General features: G+C 27.9%; 15 protein-coding genes. 13 read left to right on the forward strand and 2 right to left on the reverse strand.

Annotated elements, in window-relative coordinates:
- Positions 1 to 140 precede the first annotated feature (140 nt).
- Positions 141 to 1,637, forward strand: a complete 1,497-nt coding sequence (locus AC0B4N_RS01900; protein WP_465102195.1) for a DUF2130 domain-containing protein — start codon at positions 141 to 143, stop codon at positions 1,635 to 1,637.
- A 41-nt stretch (positions 1,638 to 1,678) separates the two neighbouring features.
- On the opposite strand, the gene topA is transcribed toward AC0B4N_RS01900, so the two are convergent.
- On the reverse strand, positions 1,679 to 3,493 hold the full coding sequence (topA, locus tag AC0B4N_RS01905; RefSeq protein WP_465102196.1) for a type I DNA topoisomerase: 1,815 nt from the start codon (positions 3,491 to 3,493) through the stop codon (positions 1,679 to 1,681).
- A gap of 129 nt (positions 3,494 to 3,622) precedes the next feature.
- Between topA and AC0B4N_RS01910 the strand changes: the two genes are divergently transcribed.
- From AC0B4N_RS01910 to AC0B4N_RS01960, 11 genes are all read left to right on the forward strand, one after another.
- Complete coding sequence (locus AC0B4N_RS01910) at positions 3,623 to 5,728, forward strand: S8 family serine peptidase (protein WP_465102197.1); 2,106 nt, start codon at positions 3,623 to 3,625, stop codon at positions 5,726 to 5,728.
- The gene (locus AC0B4N_RS01915; RefSeq protein ID WP_465102198.1) at positions 5,715 to 6,689 is read left to right on the forward strand and encodes a hypothetical protein; all 975 of its coding nucleotides are present in this window, start codon (positions 5,715 to 5,717) and stop codon (positions 6,687 to 6,689) included. The genes AC0B4N_RS01910 and AC0B4N_RS01915 overlap by 14 nt, the downstream gene beginning before the upstream one ends.
- 138 nt (positions 6,690 to 6,827) lie before the next feature.
- On the forward strand, positions 6,828 to 7,334 hold the full coding sequence (locus AC0B4N_RS01920) for a transposase (RefSeq protein ID WP_465102199.1): 507 nt from the start codon (positions 6,828 to 6,830) through the stop codon (positions 7,332 to 7,334).
- Between the two features lie 306 nt (positions 7,335 to 7,640).
- Positions 7,641 to 8,825, forward strand: a complete 1,185-nt coding sequence (locus tag AC0B4N_RS01925; RefSeq protein ID WP_465101889.1) for an IS30 family transposase — start codon at positions 7,641 to 7,643, stop codon at positions 8,823 to 8,825.
- 346 nt (positions 8,826 to 9,171) lie between these two features.
- On the forward strand, positions 9,172 to 9,555 hold the full coding sequence (gene rpsF / locus AC0B4N_RS01930; RefSeq protein ID WP_465102200.1) for a 30S ribosomal protein S6: 384 nt from the start codon (positions 9,172 to 9,174) through the stop codon (positions 9,553 to 9,555).
- 51 nt (positions 9,556 to 9,606) lie between these two features.
- Entirely contained in the window at positions 9,607 to 10,167 is a 561-nt protein-coding gene (locus tag AC0B4N_RS01935; protein ID WP_465102201.1) for a single-stranded DNA-binding protein, read from the forward strand.
- A gap of 9 nt (positions 10,168 to 10,176) precedes the next feature.
- Positions 10,177 to 10,437 carry a 30S ribosomal protein S18 gene (rpsR, locus tag AC0B4N_RS01940; RefSeq protein ID WP_465102202.1) on the forward strand — a complete coding sequence of 87 codons (261 nt, stop codon included), beginning with the start codon at positions 10,177 to 10,179 and terminating at the stop codon, positions 10,435 to 10,437.
- A gap of 254 nt (positions 10,438 to 10,691) precedes the next feature.
- Positions 10,692 to 12,074: an ABC transporter ATP-binding protein gene (locus tag AC0B4N_RS01945; RefSeq protein WP_465102203.1), complete on the forward strand. Its 1,383-nt coding sequence runs from the start codon at positions 10,692 to 10,694 to the stop codon at positions 12,072 to 12,074.
- Complete coding sequence (locus tag AC0B4N_RS01950; RefSeq protein WP_465102204.1) at positions 12,058 to 12,891, forward strand: ABC transporter permease; 834 nt, start codon at positions 12,058 to 12,060, stop codon at positions 12,889 to 12,891. Before AC0B4N_RS01945 ends, AC0B4N_RS01950 begins: the two co-directional genes overlap by 17 nt.
- Positions 12,884 to 13,669, forward strand: a complete 786-nt coding sequence (locus AC0B4N_RS01955; protein WP_465102205.1) for an ABC transporter permease — start codon at positions 12,884 to 12,886, stop codon at positions 13,667 to 13,669. Before AC0B4N_RS01950 ends, AC0B4N_RS01955 begins: the two co-directional genes overlap by 8 nt.
- Positions 13,670 to 13,682: 13 nt before the next feature.
- Positions 13,683 to 15,755 carry a type 2 periplasmic-binding domain-containing protein gene (locus AC0B4N_RS01960; protein WP_465102206.1) on the forward strand — a complete coding sequence of 691 codons (2,073 nt, stop codon included), beginning with the start codon at positions 13,683 to 13,685 and terminating at the stop codon, positions 15,753 to 15,755.
- Positions 15,756 to 15,787: 32 nt separating this feature from the next.
- On the opposite strand, the gene AC0B4N_RS01965 is transcribed toward AC0B4N_RS01960, so the two are convergent.
- The gene (locus AC0B4N_RS01965) at positions 15,788 to 18,661 is read right to left on the reverse strand and encodes a hypothetical protein (protein ID WP_465102207.1); all 2,874 of its coding nucleotides are present in this window, start codon (positions 18,659 to 18,661) and stop codon (positions 15,788 to 15,790) included.
- 142 nt (positions 18,662 to 18,803) lie between these two features.
- On the opposite strand from AC0B4N_RS01965, the gene AC0B4N_RS01970 reads away from it, so the two are divergent.
- Positions 18,804 to 24,158 carry a PDxFFG protein gene (locus tag AC0B4N_RS01970; protein ID WP_465102208.1) on the forward strand — a complete coding sequence of 1,785 codons (5,355 nt, stop codon included), beginning with the start codon at positions 18,804 to 18,806 and terminating at the stop codon, positions 24,156 to 24,158.
- The last annotated feature ends 2 nt before the right edge of the window (positions 24,159 to 24,160 follow it).

A 24,160-nucleotide genomic window follows, 5' to 3' on the forward strand; every position in this document is an offset into this window, starting at 1 on the left:
AAACTTGATAATGCAAGTACAATAATAACTTTTAAATAAGTTATAAATTATTATGTAATAATAATTTATATTCTACTTATTTTAGTATATAATTTTAATTACAAAATAGTAATTAACGTATAACAAAGTTAGGAGTTTAAATGAAAAAAGTAAATATTAAAATTAAAGATATTGCAAAAATGGAATTTGAAATATTAGAATATGCGAATCCAGGTGATTATATTAGTTTAAAAGGTTTAACAGACGAGCAAAGCCAAATAATTTCATCACATATAGCAAGTGCAATTAACAATATTGATAAAGTGGCTAAAGAAAAAATTTATCAGCAAGCTATTTCGGAAAATACTAAAGCCATATTAGAATCACAAGAATATAATGATCTTAAATTAAGTAATGAAAAAAAATTATCAGCCCAAAAAGATGATTTTTATAACAAAATAATACCAAACAAAATTGAATTAGCAAAAAAAGAATGAGCAGATAAACAAGAAAATAACCTTAAATTAAAAGAGCAAGAAATAAAACTTAAATTACAAGAAGAATTGAATAATGCAAAAAATAACTCTATTAATTTACAAACTAAACTAACAGAAAAAGATCAACAAATTAAAGCATTAAATAAGCTATTAGAAGAATTAAAACAATCTAAAAAAGATGAAATAAATGATGCAAAGAAACATCTCGAACTACAAACTGTTGATAAACTTAAAAATAAAGAAATGCAAGTAAGGCACGAATTATCACAACAACTAAATGACCAAGAAAAAGAAATAGTAGTTTTAAAAAATACTAACCAAAACTTAGATAAAAATCTACAAGAAAAAAACAAAGAAATAGAAGCGTTAAAAAATCAAATTAATGGGTTAACTATTAAACGTAGCTCTTTAGGTCACATTCAAGCAGCCGGTGAAGATTATGAAACTTATATTCACTCTTTATTGCAAAATAACTTTAATTTTGATGAACACATTAATTTTTATAAAGCAACACAAACTAAAAACGGATTAAAACCAGATATTATTATTGAGTTTTATGATAAAAAATCTTATGATCGTATTTTAATTGGTAAAATAGTTGTAGAAATAAAAGCTAAAGTTAGTGAAAAAGGTTCAAAGAAAAATGAGGAATTTTACTCAAAATTATCAAAAGATACTTACAATAATGATGCAGATTATGGTATTTTAATTACTGAACTAAATCCAGATGAAGATATTTTTATTGAAATGGTTCAAGGTCATAACAATATTTATGTAGTAAGGGATCGTTCTTTTATCACTCTAGTTAGAATGCTTAGATTGTTATTTGAAACAAAGGCTAAAGTAAATGTTGATTTGAAAGATTTTAAGGATAAAGAAACAATTAAATTTGAATTTAAAAAATTCTTTGAAGAAGAAGTTGAGAAGAACTTTGAAAGATTAAAAGATCGTTTAAAGGTTATTGGTGTAGCTGCTGAAGACATCATTAAATCAGCACGAAAAATTGAAGAAAAAATGGATGAAATTGAACGTACTTCAATTAAGAAAATGGAAGCTGCTTTTGAAAAGAAATTCCAAAAACAAGATTTCTTAGAAAAATTAGATTCACTTAACCGTCGTAAATTAGAAAATATTAAAGAAATTGACCCTATCGAAGACTAACAAAAATGTTTAAGGTTTATAACCCTAAACATTTTTTAATATTATTTATTCTCTTCGTAACTTGCTGTATATTTACATTTAGGAAATCCAGTGCAGCCAATAAATTGTTGTCCTTTTTTGTTATTACGCACTAATAGTTCTTGTTGGCACTGTGGACATGTTTGATTAATAGATGGTGTTTCAAATGTATAAACATTCATTTTTTGCGAAGCATATGCAAATTCTTCTTGGAATTTATCTCAAAAATCTTGTAATACCTCGTTTTTAGATAATTGCTTATCAGCAATTTTATCTAATTCTTCTTCAACTTTTGCTGTATAACTTTCGTTAATAATATTTGAAAATACATCAGTTAATGAATCACAAATTGCAAAACCAAATTCGGTTGGAACTAGTTGTGATGATTCGTTATTAACAAACTTACGTTCTTTAATTAAATTAACAGTAGTAGCAAAAGTTGATGGCCTGCCTACTTTAATATAATCAAGCATTTCGATAAGGGAACCTTCATTATATCTTGGAGCAGGTTTTGTAGCGTGTTCTTCAAAATTAAATTTTTCTACATTTATAATTTGACCTTTTATATAATTTGGATCAATATGTTCTTGTTCTTTTTGTGTAACTACATAATACCCATCAAATATAATTTTAGAATATGATTGTCTAAAATTATATTTATCATTAGAGAATTCATATAACTTAGATTCCCTGATAGGTTGAGTTATTAAAGCCATGAGTGTTGTATCATAAATTAGTTTATAAATTTTTAAATCATACTCAGTTAATTCAGGGTGCATTTTTGCTGCTTTTTCAGGTGTTAAGAAAACATCAGTAGGTCTAATCGCTTCATGAGCGTCTTGATCACCACTGAAACCTTTAATTTCTTTAGCAACATATTTATCGCCTCATTTTTGCTTAATATACTTTTGGGCTGCATTTATAAAATCATTTGATAAACGTGTACTATCGGTTCTCGGATAGGTAATTAATCCACCATTTCCAAAACCTTCATATAGTTTTTGTAAAATCCCTTGGGTTGATGCTGCAGAATACGGACTTTTCTTGTATAATGCTGCTTGTTTCAGTGGACTTATTGCACTAACTTTACGTTGGGATACGGCAAGGTTTTCAACGAGCAATGTTTTAGGTGCAGTTTCAAAATGCTTCTTAATTTTATCTATTTCATTTGATAAAATTCAACCCTTACGATCAGATGGATTATTAGGATTATAATAATATGTTAAAAGCGGATTATTTTCTAATTTAGCATTTAACATAAAGTATTCTTCAGGTATAAAATTTTGTATTTCACGCTCACGGTCAACAACTAATTTAAGGGCAATAGATTGTACGCGCCCTGCTGTTGGGATACCTGGCGAATTTTTAAATTTGGCTTTCATTAAATTTGATAGCCGAAAACCAATAATACGATCAAGCATTCTTCGAGATTTTTGAGCATCAATTAAACCTTGATTTAAATCAACAGGGTTTTGGATTGCTTTTATAATTGCATCTTTAGTAATTTCATTATATTTAATTCTTTTGAAGTTTTCAATTTTAAAATAGCTTACTAAATGGTTTCCAATCCCTTCTCCCTCGCGGTCTGGGTCAGTTGCAATATATACAAAATCGGAGTCCTTTAATTCTTTTTTAATTGCATTAACTATTTTAGTTTTAGTACGATCTAATGAATATTTTGGCTCTCATGATTCTAAATCAATTCCCAAACTATATTGACCGTCTGTTTTCATTTTTAAGAAATGACCAACAGAAGCTATAACTTTATAATTACTTCCGAGGTATTTTTGAATTGTGGAAACTTTATTTGGTGACTCCACTATAACTAAATTTTTCATATTATAAAATATACATTTTTTTTAATTATTTACAATAAAAAAACTAAAAAAGGTTTTGTTACTATTTTTTAGTTTAATATGTTTAGAAATATACAATTATAAAAGTAGCAAATATGGTATAATTTAATTATGAAAAAAATATATTACAAAAAATTGAAAAAATTAATTACTTTATCAGTATTACCTCTTGGTATCATGGTGCTGCCTTTTACAGTTTCAACAGCAAAGAAACAAAAAAATCAATCAATAAATTGGTATGATAACTTAGATAACAAAAAGTTTGAAGTTAGGGGTCAGGGTGCAAGAATTTCTTTAAACCAAAACAATGAAGCAGTTTTAGTACCTCTTAACAATAATTTTGAACTTAAATTATTGTTAAACCCTGGTTTTGAAACAGAAAATGAAGAATTTATAAGCAAATTTAACAACGAGTTTATAAATAAAGTCAATAAAAATAATTTAATATACAAAACAATGGAAAAGTCTACAATGATGCCCATTGTTTGGTTTTATTTCGAAACTGAACAAGAACGTCAAGACTTTGTGCAAAAACTAAAGAGTTGAAAAGAAATTTATAAATTTATTATTTTTGAAAATAACGACAATATTGAATCAAACTATCGCGATCCACTCAAACCCATTGATGAACCACCACTCGAACTTGAGCCGCCATTAAAAGATAAAGGTCTCGTATATTATAATCTTAATATTGATCCATTCTTTCAAGAATATATTGATTCAGTAAATAAAAATGTAAATATTGTTAATGCCCAGGATCATTTGGGTAATTCTGAGGTAAACAAAATTGGAATATTAGAATCTTGAACACATCCATTTGACAAAAATTACCAAAAATATTTTAAAAATGGCATTGAAATTAATGATCTAAATGCAGAAAAATCCAACAAGAAAAAAACTCATTCAACCATGGTATCAATGATTGCAGGTGGAGAGTATGGAATAGATCGATCTTCAAAAATATATTTGCATACATTTAATAAATTAGATAGCAACTGAATCCCCGCAATCGAAAAAATGGTTAAAGATGATGGTATAAGATTAATAAACCATAGTTATGGATATACTATGTACTGAGAAAAAAATGGTAAAAGAGAAATTCGTCCTGGATATTTAGCTGGTTATGACGAAAATGCATATTTCTTAGACTATATATCGCGTAAATATGGAGTAATAAATGTTTTTGCAGCAAGTAATGATGGAAAAGATGATGAACACTTAATTACGGGTACGCAATTATCATTTAATTCAATTATCGTAGGTGCACTTGATGACAATGCTACAAAAAAGAATTTAAAATATAATGCAATAGCTGAATATTCTAATTATAGAATAACCGATGAATTCAAAGATATCTCTAAACCATTAGTTGTTGCTCCTGCACAGTTTTATAACCCTGTTTATAATGTTAATAACTATTATAATGGCACTAGTTATGCCGCTCCTGTGGTAACTGGGTTAATTTCAAACTTATTTAAATATAACGAAGGGATAAAAAATAGTGATAATAGGGTTCCAATTGTAAAATCTATTTTATCTGCTTCTGCAATTAGTCCAAAAGGTGAAGGTTTAAAATATAAATTTAGTGGTTATGAGCAAAAATATGGTGCTGGTACTGTTGATTTTAAAGCAATGTTACAAGCTGCTAATAACCATAAAGCTGCACAAATTACTCCAACGACAAAATCAGGCACTTATGTATTAGCAAGTGAACGTCTTGAGCTTCGAAAGGGTCAAACCATTAAAGTATCAAGTTCATGAACTTTTAATGCAGGAATGTTAAAAGTTGACCCAATGCAATCATATTATTCTTTAACAAATAACAACTACTGGAAAAATAAAATAAGTAGATTTGCTTTATCTCGTTATATTGAATCAAGAGAGCCAATAGGTGCCTTTGATACAAGGTATGAATCTTACAACCCAAAGACTCACAATGCTTATTTGTGACTTAAAAAAGAAGAAGCAAAAAAACAACAAAATAATAGGTTTTTTTCTGACTATGACTTAATTCTAGAAAAACAAGAACCAAATGGAATCTGGAAAACAGCCGAAAGCATAGTTACAATTGTGACTAATGATGAATTAATTGAATATAAAGTTCCTGAAAACGGAATTTATAGATATACAGTAAGAAAACTATCTGAAAGTTCATTCCAGCATTCAGTAGATGATATTGTGGCAGTAACACATGTGGTACGTGATGAAGATTATTAAAAAATTATTATTATCTACATATATCTCAATACCATTGCTTGCTTTTGCGTGTAACTCAAAGCAACCACAAGTAATTAAAGAACCTTTTAAACCAGATCTAAGTAAAGATAAAAAAACTCAAAATAAACCTTCAGAAGATAAGAACCCAGAACCCCCAATTTTAAATAATAATATTAATGATAAAAAAGATGTCCAAACATCACAAACTCATGAACCAAAAAAAGTAGAGGATAAAATAGGTGATCCCGCACCAAATAAAGAAGAAGAACTTATTAAAGAACTGCAAGAAATGTATGAAGTTATGTTCAGGATATATGAACCCTTTACAAAAACTGGAGTTTTTGCTCCCAAAGAATGATTGGAGGAAGACCAAGAAACAATTAAAGAACAATACAAACAAGAACGAAAGGGCACATTTAATATAACATTTTTTAATAACTATCCTCCTTATTTAGAGGACATTGAAAACGAAAGAAGATTAGAAGCACAATATATAAGAATAACTACAAAAGACCAGTTTGATACCTATATTGTACAAAGGTTTAAAGAACTGAATAAATCTAATGATTTTAATCAAAATTCACAGATTAAAAAATTATTTGAAGAATTATATTTAAATAATCAAGATGTCTATGAGATTTTAAACGAAAATGATATTTTTATTAAAAAAGTATCAGGGAACTATAAAAACACTGATGGTGGATTTATAATCCCTATTTATGATGACAAAGAAGTAACAATAACTTATTTAGGATTCTATCATGCACCTGATCCGTCAGAAATTGTAGCACCTACTGTTTACTTACCTGATCCATCTCGTATTTGAGAAGTATTCTTAATTAAAAAGGATTTTGCAGTAGAATATAGGTTTATGTTGCGCGACGTCAATACCACAACTCTTGAGTTCAGAAATGAAATCGCTGATTGATACAAAAATAAATTTTTAAATAAATTCTCATAAATTTTCCTTGTCGGAAAAAATTACATGTATAAAATGTATAATTAACCAGGCGTGTTGAATGAAAAATTAATACTAAAAATATAGTGAACCCCAAAAGTTGGACCAAACAAATTGGTAAAACTTGAGGGGGTTTTTATTATGAAATTAAGATTAGAAGATAAACTGAAGATTATAAAGCTATATCATTCTGGCGAAATCTATAGTAAGATGGGTGAGATATTCCGCGATACTAAAACAACAATTAATACCACAATTCGCCAGTACCGCCAGCATGGATTAGAATCATTCAAAGAAAGAAAAAGCTGGACAAAATATAGTGCAGACTGTAAATTTGATATTGTAAACCAAATTTTGAAAGGGAGATCCTATCTAAGCATTGGATCTGAGCTACTAATTAATATTAGCTTAATTCTTTCTTGAGTAAAAAAATATCAATTATTCGGGTATAATGATATTATAAACAAAACGAAAGGTAGATCCCCCATGACCATACAAAAGAATAACAAACCAAAACCAGATAAAACACAAGCCAAAATTAAAGCACTTGAAGAAGAAAGAGCAAAATTAAAAATGGAGTTAGATCTCCTTAAAAAATTGAGAGCCTTGGTTGAACAAAGAACAGAGCAAGAAAATAAGAAGAAGTAATACATAAGTATATAAATTATTACAAAATTAAAATGACTACACCTTTAGGATATAGGCATCGATCCTAAATTAATTTTTAGTCTAATTTTAGGGGTTTGCTATAATCCCTCCTGTAATTTTTTATTAATAATACTCACACAATTTTTACAAACATAAGTTACATTTTTGTTTAATATTCTTAAGAAGAATTATTAATTGGAAATGTCACATGCAAGTTTTTTGCATGTGACATTGTTTTTGTCTACCTTGTAATAAAATAGTTGTATTAATAAATTTTAAAAAAATGAAAGGAGACTTTAAAATTATATGAAAAATTTAGAAAAATATATTTGTGTTTTTGACAAATATCGAAAAGAAAATAAATATCAACACTTTAAAATCGAAGAGAATTACAACACTATTTTGAAAATGCAAGGAGCTCTTGGGACACAACGAAAATTACGATCAGATCAAATCGATCTAGAACAACTTTATAATATTTTACAAGAACTTTCTGAAGGCTTCTCAATCCAAGAAGTAGCCAAGATTTTTGATAGAGACATTCGAAGTATAAAAAGCAAAATCCAAATTATTACAAATCGCAGACCACTTAGTTTAGATAAACAAAATCGCTATGTTTGTCCGAAGTGTTCAAAAAGAGTAATGCGGGTTAAAACCCTTAATTTTACCAAACTATATGAACATTTATCAGGGTATTCGTTTTCGCGACTCTTTTTTGTAAGTGATACAATTAAAGAGAAATGAAAGGCCTACAGAAAATATTGGTATAGTGAGCTTAATACATACAATAAAAATAGAAATAAAAAGAATTTGCAGCAAAAAGAAGTTAAGAAATCAGTTACCTATCTTGTGAATTCTTTTAAAAAATTATCACCTGATGAATTCGCTCCTTCACCTAGTACAATTTATAAAATAATCAAAAAATACCCTTATTTCCTTGAATTTGACCACATTGTTAAAAAATCTGAAGGAAAATATGGCATAAGGAAGAAGAAACAAACCAAACCTAAAACATTAAAATATGCTACAGAAATTTCGAAACGTCCAGCTTATATTAATGATCGCTCTGAACACGGCCATTTTGAATTAGACACCGTTATTGGTACAATCAATGATACATATTGTATTGTAACCATAATTGAACGGCAAACCAGAATGTCTTATGCTATGCTCTCAAAACGCAACTCCAAAGCTATAAAACAAACTCTTCTAAAGCTAATCAAGAAACATAACTTAGACATTAAAACTTTAACAGTTGATAATGGTAGTGAAAATGTCTTATTGCACCAGGTTATTCCAACTGAAAGACTATTTAAATGCCAACCATATAGTTCATGACAAAAAGGTTCAATAGAAAATATGCACCGCTTAATTAGGTATTACATTCCCAAAGGAAAAAGTCTAGATAAATACTCTCAGCAAGAAATTGATTATATGATGGATAAAATAAATAACTATCGGCAAGTTGTAAGGCAATATAAGATAACCTAAAAACTTTTTTAATCCCCCGCCTTTGATTGCAATCAAAGGGGCCTTACTTTTGGCAAAAGTAAGCAAAACCGACGAGAAAACACTGCCGTGTTTTCTGTTTTCGCATACATTTTTTATGTAAAATTTATGTTAAAATTAAAACGCAATTATTTTGTTAATATCTCGCAAGTGACTTTTCCAAAAAACAAAGGAAAAATTTCTTCAATTAACCATTTTGATTTTTTAGGTTTAATAATATAATATACAAGAGTATATAAGCAAACTATATAAATTATTTAGAAATAAGCTAAATACTCCTTGGCTATTAAAAAATCTCAATAGCCCAGTAAGACCATAAGGAGAAACAATGAACAAATACGAAATTATGATGATTGTTGACCCAAAAGCTGATGCAGCTGTAGCATTTGATTTATTAGCAAATGTTTTTGGGGCTGGTGTTAAAAAATCAGAGAAATTAGAAAACAATCGTTTAGCTTACAAAATCAATAAATCTGCATTTGGACAATATGTTTTAGCAAATGTTGAAACAGAAGGTTCAAAAATTGCAGAATTTACCCGTCGTACAAATATTATTAAAGAAATTTGAAGAGTACTTGTTATTAACTTAGATACAGAAAAAGGATTTGAACCAAACCAAAAATCAGGTTCTGCTGGACAAAAATTAAATAGACAACCACGTAAAAGAGTTTATACAAAAGATTCTAAAGAAAAACAAACAGTTCAAGAATAAGAATGTATTTAATCTAGAAAGATCATTTATTAAAATTAGGAGGAAGTTGAAGTGTTAAACAGAGTTATATTAATTGGGCGCACAACCCAAGAAGCTGAATTATCTTATACTAAGCAAGGTGTTGCATATTCAAGGTTAACTTTAGCAGTTGACCGCAAAAGATTTAATAATGAGCGTCAGACTGATTTTATTCCATTTGTATTATGGAGAAATCAAGCTGAATTTGCTAAAAATTATATTCGCAAAGGTACAATGCTATGCATTGAAGGAGAGATTCATATTAGTCAATATACCAATGCAATTACAAACCAAATGCAAAGATCTTTTGATGTGGTTGTAACTGATGTTAAAATACTGCAATCACGAACACAAGGTTTTGGTAATGAACAAAAAACAACATTCTCTAACCAAAATCAGCCTAATACAAGCAAACCGCAGCTCAATAACGTTGAAAATTATAATAACTTCCCTGGCTCAGACTTTAGCAATGTGCTTGATGATTCATCGCAAACAACTGATCCAAAACCTAACGAACAATTACATGAATTAGATGAAATTATTTTTAATGATGATACTTCTGGATTGACATTCCAATTTGACGAAGAAAATTAGGAGTTTTATATGGCATTTAATAAAAACAAAAAAACTTTTTTAAATAGAAGAAAAGTTTGTCTATTTTGTGAAAACAAACAATCATATATCGATTACAAAGATACTGAAGTTTTAATTAAATATATTTCAGAAACTGGACAAATCAAATCAAAATCATTAACAGGTACATGTGCTAAGCACCAAAGAAAATTAGCAACTGCTATTAAAAGAGCAAGATTCATTGCTTTATTACCATTTACAATTGTACGTACACGTTCAAATTCAAGATAATTTGAAACTTTAAAATATAAAAAGAAGAACTGAAAATTTCATTAACAGTTTTTCTTTTTTTTATTATAATATCTACCAATATGAAAAATAGACTAATTTTATTTAAAATTTTAGAAAATAAGAAAATTTTAAATCTTTTTACAGATATTTCATACCCTTGTACACCTTGCAATAGAGAAGAATATTGCGAGAATCTTTTTGATACCGTCTCCCCTCTGACTAATTACATATTTTAATAGTTAGAAAGGAGCAATTTGAAAACAAATACTAAAAAAAATATTAAACACATTATTGAATTAAAAAATATTGTTAAAACGTTTGATAATAAAACAGTTTTAAACAATATTGACTTAAAAATAAATCGTGGTGAATTTGTCACCTTACTTGGTCCTTCTGGGTCAGGTAAAACAACTATCTTAAGATTAATTGGTGGTTTTGAATGAGCCACCCGTGGTGAAATTAAATTTAATGGTCGTGATATCAAGGACCTTTCACCTCATAAAAGAAATGTTTCAACTATTTTCCAAGACTACGCATTATTTACCCACTTAAATGTCTATGGAAATATACTATATGGGTTAAAACTTAAACGCGTCCCACGTGATACAGTAAGTAGTTTTAGATTAAATGAATTAGAAAAGAAAAAAGTAACTTGAGAAGCAAAAGCAAAAGCTAAAATGGCTGACCTAGACAAAATTCAAGATAAATATTTAGAAGAATTACAAACTTTAAAACCAGGAACATATAAATTTAACAAGCGTCAAACTTGACTTGATGATTCAGATTTTAAATATTCATATTGAGAAAACTTTGTGGATTTAAAGGTTCAAGATTACGAAAATAAACACTTTAAGCGTCGCATGACTAAAGATGAGCTTAACGAAAAAACCAAACGAATTATTGAAATTGTTGGATTATCAGGTAACGAAACAAAAGCGATTTCTGAATTATCTGGAGGGATGAAGCAAAGAGTGGCACTTGCTCGTAGCCTTGTTATTGAACCAGAAATCTTATTACTAGATGAACCCCTTAGTGCCTTAGATGCTAAAATTCGTCAAAGAATGCAAGTGTTACTGAGAAGTGTTCAACAAGAACTTGGTTTAACTTTTATTTTTGTTACCCATGATCAAGATGAAGCCTTAGAATTATCTGATCGTATTGCAATTATGCGTGATGGAGTAATTGAGCAATATGATACTCCTAAAAATATTTATGATTATCCAGTTAATATTTGAGTAGCTAAATTTATCGGTGATTCAAATGTTTTCCATGGCAAAATGACTGAAGATGGAAATGTTAAATTATTTGGACGTGAATATAAAACTATTCATGAAGAAGAAGACTTTCCAAAAAACATGGAAGTCGATGTCTTAATTCGCCCAGAGGATATTGATATTACTAGTGGCCAACAAGTCAAAAAAGAAGGTAAGATTGTTGGTGAAGTTGTGGACGTTTCATACCGTGGGTCATATTACTACCTAAAAATTGAAGCAAATGATGGTAATATTTTTAATGTTGAAACTGCAAAGAAATTTGATCTAAATGAAAAAGTATACTTAAGTTGAACAATTGATTCAATCCATTTAATGAAAAATGATCCAAAGTGAGATTATAACCATAATGAATTCAAAAATTAAATCATTATTCACTTTCGATAAAAAAGCCTATTTATTTCTGCCTTACTTATTAGTAGCAATCTTTTTAATTTTATTACCTATTTTAATGATTGTGATTAGTGCCTTTTCAACTGAAGACTTTGATGCTTATGTTTTAATCAAAGATACAAATACTTGAAATATTATTTTCAGATCTCTATGAATTGGTGTTGTTTCATCAATTTTATGCTTGCTAATTGGTTTTCCATATGCATATTTTGTGTCAACTTCAAAATCAAAATTATTCAAAATTTTCGCACTAAGTTTAATTGTTAGTCCTTTAGCAATTTTCACAGTTGCAAGGATTTATTCAATTAAAGGATTAGCCTTAGCAGTTTTTGCTTCAAATCCTAAATCATTAAACAACGAGTTCTTTATAATTTTTGGGTTAACTTATCTTAATATTCCTTTAATGGTTATGCCTTTATATACAGTATTCAAAGATATGCCAAAGAATATTATTGAAGCAAGTCATGATTTAGGATATGGTTTAACTGGGACACTTTTTAAAGTAGTAATTCCTTATGGAACTAAAGCTATCTTAAGTGGGCTAGGAATCATCTTTTTATCAAGTGCTACGACATTTATCGTTAGTGCTAAATTATTACCAGATGGTTCACAAAAACAATTAATTGGAATAGTGATTAACTCAAAAATAAATCCAGGTAATAAATATGATTTAAGCAGTGGATCAATGTTAGTTATTGTTGTATCAGCCATTTTTATTGGATTATATTCATTATTACAACTAGCACCAAAACTAATTTTTAAACTTAAAAAAGGGGCTCACTATGAATAAAATTACTAGTTTTTTAAGAAACAGTTATATTTATTTAATTTTAGCTTTTATTTATGTACCATTAGTTTTTGGGGTTATCTTTAGTTTTAATAAACCAACTCCAAAAGGTGAATTTAACCCAACTTGAGTTGGCAGCACCCTTGATAATTGAAAAGGTTTATTTGATGCTGGACGTGATTTAAGTTTAATTAATACAATGCTATTAGGTTTTATTGTTAGTGCTTTAGTTATTAGCCTTAGTCTAATAACTGTTTATGCAATATACCGCAGAAAAAATCGTTTAATACGTACTACACTTTCAGTTACGTCAAATATTCCATTAATCAACCCTGACAATATCACTGCAATTGGACTGGTTTTAGTTTTTAGCTCTTTTTTTGGAATTGTTGCAGTAGATAGCGAAGGATTTGGAAGGGTTATTATTGGTCATACAGTTATGACTCTACCATATGGAATTCTATTGATGTTACCCAGAAGTGAAAAATTTAATAATAACTTATACGAAGCCTCGCAAGACTTAGGTTACTCTAAATTTAGATCATGAGTTAAAACATATTTAGTTTATATGGTTCCTTCAATTATTAGTGTTTTAGTTGTTAGTTTAGTTTTTAGTTTTGATGATTTTATTATCACAAGAACTGTATCTAATACCTCAACACTGGGTACAAAACTTTATGAAGGTGCTTTTGAACCATGAGGTTTAGTTCTTGGTTCGATTGTGCTATTTATCGTTTTAATTTCAAACATTGCTTATGCAGTTTATAAATCTAAAAAGTAATTAAAATGAAATTATGAAAAAATATAAAACAAAAATATTGCTATCTGGAGGAATTGTTGCAATTGCCTCTGTTTTTGGAGCAGTTTTAGGTACAAAATTAACCACAAACTTCAAACCAAGTTTTTATAACTATAAATCATATATGTCAAGTGACAATATTGACAAATTAAATGAAACATTTGATTACAAAGAATTTGATGAAATTAACCAATTCAGCACTGCTTTAATTAATAATAAAGCAGTTGCTGGTATTGGATCTGATTTTTTAGCTGCTGAATTAGTTAAAAAGAAACTAATTGGCAAAATTGACTATGCTGCATTACTAAATTTGCCTGAATTAGATGGGTTTTTAGAATCTGATAATTTAAAAACTTTTGTTAATTCTAATGCTTTTTCTAATCTATCAGTAAGTGAGCAAAATTTATATAAGGATAAACTTAATGCCGCTTTAAAACAAAAACAATTAATTAAAGCATATGTAAAATTAACACTTCGACCAGAAATATGGGACCATCTTCAAAAATATCAACTTGAAAATGGTGCTGAAATGTGGGAATATTTCTATCCATATTTTTCTCAAGATATGGTTGTTGCTTATAATATTAAGAAAAACCCAGTTGCTCAAGAAATTTCTGATGAAGAAGGATCAATTGATATTAAAAAGTATGAAGATAGTTTTAAAAATACTGATATTAAAGATCCTTTATCATTTATAAATGTTCTCAAGATTCTTGGTATGAATAATTTTAATAAATGATATATTACTGATGCAATTAGGGATAATATGATGTATGGCTCTGCATATTGGCCATTACCTCAAGGTAGAACCGAAAATAATTTTACTGGTCAAGTTTTAGACAATGAAACTGACGGTAACGAAACCTATAAAATTTTAATTGATGCATTTGCTGATTTAATTAAGGATGGTACCGGATACCATGTAAAAGACGCAAAACACATTTCCTTTAATGGTGATGGTTTGGAGATTGTTAATAATTTAATTAATCCTAATCGTAATGATGTTAATGTTGCTATTATGTATAATGGTGATGCAATTGATGCTTATTATGGATCAGATAATTTTCCCAATTTAGTGGAAGATGGGCACATCAGAGCCATCAAACCTAAAAACAATATTTTATTACTTGATGGCTTAGTTGTTTCATCTGGTGTATCTAAAGAAAATTCAAAATTATATGCACAAAAGGCATCTGAAAGTTTTTTCCAAGGAACCATAGAAATCATTAATTCATATAAAGAATTACTAGAAAATAATAATGTTAAAGCATTAACAAATGATATTAATCAAGACCAATTTATTGATATTCAACATAAAACAATGTTTAAACGTTTAGCAACTAATTGGAAACAACTTAAATTTACTGAATTAACTGAGCTAAATGATTCTTATAAAAGTTCTGATATTGAAAACTTTATCGATAAATTTAGCAATTTAATTGATTTAAGTTTAGATGAAAATAGAGAAAATTATCAAGAATACTTATCAATACAAAAAAAATACCAAAATGGCCAAGATGTAGAATTTGAGGACCGTATAAATCTCTTTATCAAGATTATTAAAAAACATCTTGATACTTATGCAAATGATTTTTATACAAAGATTATCGAAATTGTTAATAGTAATGAACAAATTCCGCAAGAATTTACCACTTCACAAGATACATTAAACAACGAATTTGAAATTGATTTATTTACTGGTTTTATTAGAGATAGTTTTAAAGATCTAAAGGAAACTTTAAAAGACTTAAATGATATCAATGAGAAAAAAACTTTTATTGGTTTATTTTTAGCAAGAAAAATAGTAATACTAGATTTTAGTAATGCTAAAGATAAATATAATTTTACTAATTTTGATTATGTAAATTATGTGCCAACTAATATTGCTGATTATGAACAAGTTTTACAAAATTACTTTTTAGATCCGGTTAGTGGCCAAGATGCAATTGCGATAAATCTTTATGAAATTAATAATAGTGGTGGTTTAATTCACGAAAATATCCACCCTGTTTCAGATGAATTACAGTCTAAAATTACAACTTATTATTTTAATAAAACAAAATCATAAACAAAAAACCCTCATTAGGGTTTTTTTCTCTCTTATTTTAAAAGATTAATAATTTCGTTAATTGCCGCAATAATTGTGGTTCGTAATGTTTCTAAGTTATTATAAGAATATTCATAATTAATACGATATTCATACCTAGTATATGTATAAGTACTGGTGGTATTTGCCTGGTGTGTTTTTGTTGGTGTATAAGAATTAAGTTGTTCTAATATTTTATTTAATTTAGTAAGAGTGTTACTAATTTTGCCCTTTAATGTGGAATTTTCATAATCTAAATTCTTAATGTTATTTTTTAAAATTTCAATTTGACTTTGAAGGTTTTTAATCATGTTATTTGCTTGATTAAGTGCACTAATTTTATTTAGATTTTCAGCTATTAATTCATTATTTTTAGATATTTCCCTGTCTAATTCTTGTGTTAATTCATCAATACGGTTGTTATTATTTTGGTTTTGTTGGTTTAAATTATTTATAACTTGGTTTTGGTGAAGAATACGCTTAGTTAAATCTTGGTTTTCATTTCTTAATTGGCTAATTAAGGTATTCTTATCGGATATTTGGGCTTTTAATGCATTATTTTCGCTTGTTAAGTCATCATTATGAGTTGATAATTGTGCATTAGTAGCCATTTGAGTATTTAATTCCTTATTTAAATGATTATTTTGAGTTTGTAATTGTGCATTTTTTTCTCTTTGAGATGCTAAATTGCTGTCTAATTCCGCTTTTTGGGTATTTAATTGTGTGATTATGTTATTTTTATTTGCTATTTGAGCAGTTAAAGAATTATTTTCATTTACTAATGTATTGTTCTGATTTGATAATTCAGAATTATTATTCCTTTGGGCATTTAATTCATTTTGTAAATTACTATTTTCTTTTTCTAATTGCTTGATTAACTCATCTCTTTGAGCTAAAACTATGTTTATTTCATTAATTTGATTTTGTAATAATAAAACTTCGTTTTCCAGATTTAAAACTTGGTTATTTTTTTCGTTTATTGATCTTTGTAATGCAAGATTATCATCTTGTGTATTATTTAATTCAACATTTAGCCTTGCGATTTCTTTGTTTAATACATCAATATCATTTAGTTTAAGTAAAATATTGTCCTTTAAATCTTGGGTCTGTTTTTTCAAATCTTTTATATCCTCATCGCGTTTTTGAAGCAGGTTTTGAAGTTCTATATTTTTATTTTGGTTAAACTCATTTTTTAAAGCTAGTATTTTTATTTCATTTGTTAAATTATCTATTTGTGATAATTTGCTATTTAAAACATTTTGAAAATAAGTGTGACTCACAACTAATTTATTATTTTCATTTATTGTGGTGTTAATTTCACTAGTAGATGCTTGTATATTTGTTTTAAGAGAATTCACATCTTCTTTATTTTGTAATATTTGGTTTTCTAAGTCTTGTAATTGGGTTTTACGGTTTTGAATTTTTTCATTTAAGTTTTTCAAATTTGCATCAGAAATAACTTTATTGACATCACTTTCATCATTAAAGTTTTTAAATTCTAATTCTAAATTCGTCAATTTAGTTTTTAAAATTTTATGCTCATTTTCTAAATTTTGTATATGTACCAATTTTTTTTGTAAATTAAGATAATCTTCCTTAAGATTAGAATGAATATTTTCCAAGTTTTGAAATTCTCCAGATATTTTTTGTGGCAATTCTTTTAATAAATCAGAAAAAGAAGTGCTCATGAACTTAGTAATTTCTTGAATATTTTGAGACGAAATTCTGAGTTGTTTTTCAATTTGTGCATCTTTTAAGATTTTATCTAATTTATTAATTAATTGTTCATGCTCTATTTCATATTTATCTATATTTGAAATTAAATCCTGATCATTTGAAAAGGTTAATTTTAATGCATTAATTATCTTTTTGTAATCTGAAACAATTTGATTTTGATAAGTTTTAAGGTTTTGCAATGCTTCAGTATATATCTTGTTAATTTGTGTTTTTTCAAGATTATTAACAATTGCGTTATTAACTTTCTCAATATTTTCACTTAAAAAACTATTTATTACATTGTTGTAATTAATAAGAATTTGATATAAAGATATTGTTTGATTTATAAGTTTGTTTTCTATAGTTGCATTATCAACTGATTTTTCAGCTATATTAGATTCTAGTGTCAATAATTCAGGATTAAATTCTTCAATAAATTGATAATTTTTGATAGTTATCAAAAATTTATCATAAAAATCTAAAAAATCTTTTGTAGCTACAATAGTGTATTTATCATTTTTAATTGCTTCGATAGCTTCATTCATACCAGTTAATAAATTCATATTTTCTTGTTGAATTGCAAGGTTATGATCTGAATTTATAAATTTATCTTTATTATTGGCAATTAACTCATTTAATGAGTTGTTTTTTTCTTTAATGCTTGTTAAAAATGCATTTCAATTATTTGCTGCATTTTTAACAAGTTCATATAGTTTTTCATTTGATTCATTTGTGTTTTGAGTGTCATAAAGATATTTAACTAAATTTTGCCTGTATAAATCATTATTAATTATTTCAATTAGATAATTCATATTGTTATTGATTGATTCAATTAATTGATCATGTTTTATTAATAAATCGCGCTTAGTGTTAATCGTAGCTAAAATTTCTTTGTTTTGGTTAATCTTAGTGTCATTTTCACTAATATTTTGCTTATATGATTCTATTTCAGCACTGTAATTATTTGTTTCAAATTTTAATTGACTTTCTAATGCAATTAATTCACTTTGTAATAATTTTGTATCAATTGTAATATTAACAGTTTTTGCATCTTTTGGGCCTTGGCTTTGCTTATTAACCAGCATTAATGTTAAGGGTATTGAACCAGCAATTGTTCCTAAAGCACCTATAACTATTAAATATTTTAATTTGTTTTTTAATTTTAGTGTCATTTTTCCTCCTAATAGTTTAATAACTAATTTTAAGGCACGAACTAAAACAAAAATTAATGCGATATTTTCAGTTTTATGGTAAAATATAAAAAAATTTAAAAATTTTAATATTTATTAAAAAAATATAGAAAATGAGGTAAAAATGAAAAAGAAATTAAGTTTAAAAACAAAAGCTCTTTTATCTGTTGCATTAATTACTCTTGTTTCCGCTTCAACGGTTGGTGGAATGTTTTTATATGCAAAAAATTCAGATGAACTAAATGGAACATATTCAGGATTTACTAGAGAACAACTAAGAAATGATTTCTCTCAAATTCGAGATGCAGATAATAAACTTAAACCAGAAATTGCTATTTTAGATCCTTCTAAATCTAGAACTGTTGCGACTATTAATGAAACATATGATAAATTCACATTTGTTTTTGATACGGAAAATTCATATGATTTTGATGAATTTTTCCAAAGATATTTCGCAATTTTTTCTGAAAGTTTTGTGTTGCAAGTTAAGTATGGATCATTTAGTTTTTACAATGAATATGTTACTGCAGTGAAGCCAAAACAATTCATTGACTTTACTCTATGATTCTTTAATAATATTTCATGAGGTCCAGATTTATTAACGCTGAATAGTTTTAGGATTGTCCCTGGAGTGGAACAAAATGGTAATGCTATTACGCTTGGTTCGCACTCTTCATTACATAAAGAAAGTAGTGAAATTAAATTTTTCCCTGATGCATTTTTTGGATCAATGCCAATTTATTCTTCAATAACAGGAAATGGTAATGCTCGTGATGCTTTAAGTTATTCATTATTTAGAGATAAAAGTTCAAAAGCTATTCTTGATAATTTCTTAAAGACTATTCCGTATGCTACTGCATTAAAAAATAATGCTTCACAGCAATTCCTTTCGCTTCTTAATCCAGATAACTTATTAAATAAAGAGTTTTTGGTGTTGCTAGCTCCAAACCAAGGAAAACCTGGACCAGCAGGCGAAGATGGAAAAAAACCAACTACATTATTAAATGAAGAAACATTAATTATCCCAGTTAATAGCACTGAAGCAAGTTTAAAAGAATTTCTTCAAGACAATTTTTCTGATCAAAATGTAATTAATGAATTTTTAGAAATTTTTAAAAATTCTTCAAATGCTAATGCCAGTCGTAAATTTGAAAAATCAAAGATTGTTAATGTTAATTTAACTGAAAATTCTTTAGGTTTCACTCTTTTAATAAATGGCGATGAATATGTACAAACATTAGAACAAGAAAAACCAACAACTTTAACTCCTTATTGATATTCAACATACACTTCATTTAAAGAAACTTTAGATACTAATATTGAAAGTTTCTTAGATTTTTATGGATATAAGGCATATGAATTTAATAAAGATAAATCTAAACGTAAGTTCTGAATTTTCAAAGATGGTAATGTGCAAAAAATTTATCAAACTAAAACCGAGGCTTTAGATAAAAATAAATCTGCTATAAAAATTAAAAACCTCAGTGAATCATTAGCTAATTATATTTTTGAGATTGAACTTCAATCTTTATCAGTTAGTGATGGTGTATTTAAAGCGCAATTTGACAAAAATATTAGTATCGAATTTGATGCTAAAAACTTGACAAGCGATATGCTTAATGCATTTGATGAATTTAAGCGTAGCCTAGGGTATGGTGGAGCTATTAATCCGGTTGCCTTGCAATATGGACCTGAAGATATTTCAATGTTAGATAATGATGGAAAACCATTGCCAGGTTTAGAAACTCGTAAATACCAAGTATACGTGGAAATTTATGATGGTTTAATTGAGCGTGTTTTAAGAAAATACCCACACCTCAGAGTTAAAAGAACTGGTCCGCATATTGTTAAAACTTTAAATTCAAATTATGTTTATGAATATTCAGTAGCTGAAGGTGATTTTTATGGAATTATTGATTCAGACCGTATTGGAGTTCCATTACTTTTAGCAGCTAGTTTAGATGACTTTGATGGTTTATCTACTGATTTCCTAAAATATGTTGGAGCTCATGAATATGGACATCACTTTACTTTAGATCAAAGCCAGTCATTAAATGATAATGGTAAGGCTGTAGTAGTTGGCGGATTATCAACTCGTGGAGGTATTAGTGAATCTTCATATTATTCAATTGATGCTTTAAAGAATTATTTAGATGCTCGCACTAATTTAGAAGTCACTAGAGTTAATTCACTAGGTAAAGAATCAGACAAGGGAACATTTTTAAAGTTTAACTTCATTAAAAATGATGGAACAAAATACATTGAAACAACATCAGATATTTGAGGATCAGATGATAACAATCGTCAAGATATTTCAAAAATTATCGCAAATCCTAAACGTAGATTTTTACAATCATTTGCCGGATTACAAGAAGCGGCAAAATTGCGCGATGTTAAATTAGGTGATTTATTTATTGCCAACTCATTTGATGAAGAATCTGGGACTTTAAATCCATATATAAGTGGAATTTTAAAGTCATTCTCAGGAACTAAAGATAATTATAAATTTGAAGAAGTTGTCATTGGTACTTTACTCTCAGGTTTAAAAGACGGAATGTCTACAAGTTTAACTGAAAAAGCATTAAGAATTAATCCTGAAAATCCAAACCAATATACTTTAGATCCTGTTACTTTTGAAGTAACAGAAAATGGAAGAATGGTTAGTTCAGTTAACATGTATGATAATCAAGGTAACCCTGTAATTAACGTACCATTAAATACTATTTTAAGTTCTCAAGAATTAAAATATGTTGATGATAAAGTAAAAATTATTCGTGATACATTTAATGCTTTAATTACTCGTTTAGTTTCAGACAGTGGCTGAAATACAACTAATACTATTATTGGTGGGAAGCCGCAGTTAAGTATTGGCTCATTTTATGGCCAACCCTTAAGCCCATTTTTATCAAATAATTTATTATATCGTAATGATAATGCCGAGCTCAATCCCCTAAACAACAATATGTTTTCTGAATCGAATCCAAGAAGGGCTTTTGAATATACGGCAGTTGAAAATAATCTTTCTTTAATAGAGCAACTTAAAGAGTTTTTGCTTGCTTCTGAACCTGATAAAATTAGCGACAATAGTGGATACTACTATTACTTTATTTCACAAACAAATAATGTTTATGCCTTTGTAAATAAAGATAACAATGAATTTAAGATTAATACAGCCTATACAATGCCGCGGACACAATACAATGATGCTCATGTTGCTTCATACTTCCAACATACTAATGCGCTTGCAGCTTTACGAAATCAAGGTATTAATGCTACTTCACGAATTCAAAGAGCCTTTCATTCATTATTTGCAAGAACCTTTACTGGAATTAGGGATGCAAGGGCAAGATATATCTTTTTATTCATAAATGATCAAAATCAGTTACAAGATCCTGAATTATTGGACAACTTTAACCAAAATGCCGAAAAAATTAATAGTAGTTTTAAAAGAATTGTTTTAAATAACATTCGCTCAAGATTAACTGGCAAAGATCAAAAAACACTTTATGAAGCATACCCTGAAGGCAAATATTCAGAAATAACTGATGATGGACAAACTAACAAATCACCAAGCTTTAGTTCGCTACGGGATTTATTTGAATATGTTTCAGTTGATTATTCAAAAGCTAGATTAGTTGATGCTGTTACTGAATCATATAATTGAGATATAAATTACGTTAAAACTAAAATAGATTTTGATAAATTTAAAGAAGCAGCAACAAATGAAGCTGAAATCCAAGGCATCTTAAACGATGACCAATTACTTGCTAATGAAATTATGGAGCGATTTATTAAATCAGGGCACTTTATCTTTGTTAAGGATTTCAACCCTGCAAAAGAATTAGTTAATAATACTGCTTTATTTAGTAAAAAATATGGTGTTATCTTTGACGAACCTAATTTTGTAAAAGGTTTTGTGTTAGATAAAAATGTCACTCCAAATAAAGAAGGAACGACAAATGTATTTGACGTTAATGATATTCAAAATGCTTTTTCTGAATATATCCACAGGATATTTTCTGATGAAAGTGAGAGCAAAATTAACCAGATTATTGATAAATTAAATACACAAGATTTGTGAAGATTAGTTGGGAACACAATGTGGTTTGATGCTCATGGTAGCGAATCCCCAGTTGACCTTGATTTACTTTATTCTGCTTTTAGCGATGGAACTCCATCTAGTGATGTATTAAATTACAATTTAACTAGAGTTGAACCGCTGCTTAGTGATAAATTTACCGATTATGTTTACAATATTTCAGAAACTTTAACCAGAGATTATGTGCAAACTACTTATATTCCAAATTGAGATGATTTTGGTGGCTTACCTAAATATGTTACAGGGGTTAATGAGGCTAAAACAGGCCTTGATTACGTAGTTGATGCTACTGGCCTTGACTTTTGGTTAGATAGAAGAAATGTTCAAAGTGATCTTAATGCTTCAGTATACAAAGCAGTTAATGCAGCTAAATATGATTTATACTTAAAGAATGTAAAAAATGTATATTATGAATATCAAAAACAAAGTAAACCTTATTTAGAAAAAATAGCTGAGTATAAGGATGCGCTAGAAAATAACGGTAGAATTGTAAATGGTCAAAGAGTTCCTTTTGCTAGTGAAGAAGATAAAAGAAATTATGAATTAGAATATGCAGCTGTACAAGGCACATTTGGTGGTATTACTGCTGTGTTTACTGCAAAAATATTAGCAGAAAAAACCAAAATATATGATGAATTTGCAAATAATGAATCTAGCGCTATGTCTCGGAGCGAAAGTAGATCCTCTTCATACTTTGGGAAATTATTATCTAAAAATAACGGTTACTTTAAAGACCGTTTCCAAAAAGTGCAAATTGGCATGGAATTATATGATGATAATGGCACCGAAATATTTGATGAATCAATTCGCCTTAAAGATTTTGATGGAAACAAAATTACATCACGACCAAAAGCATTCTTTGTTTCGCAATTACTTAACTATGGTGTAGGGTCTCGCAATGTTGCTGGAATTTTCCGTCACAAAGGTTTAGATGCTGTTGCAATGTATGGTTATATTAAAAATGACCTTGCTCAAAAAATTAAATTTATTAAATTTACCGATTTAGAAACTAAAGAAGTTAAATATTTATCAGTAAATATCAATAAGACAAACAATATTTTTTACTTACAAAAACAAGGTGATGCAAATTCAAAAGTACATATTGAAGATTTAGGATATACTTCGTGAGTTTCTGACTACGGAATCATGGGTAAATATCGTGATGCATTATTATTACCTAAACATTCATATTTATTAGAATTTGTTGATGAAAATCAACACTTTGTTGCCAACTTTAATTTAGGTGATTTAGAAACTATTGCTGAAAATGGTAAAACTTCTTCTCAAGCACCTATTAAAATTACAAATGAAATTAATAATAATCAAAAAACAGGAAAAGCAATCATATCAATTGATTACCAATTTAATATTACAGGATAGGA

The organism is Mycoplasma sp. 13536 (genome assembly GCF_055523495.1).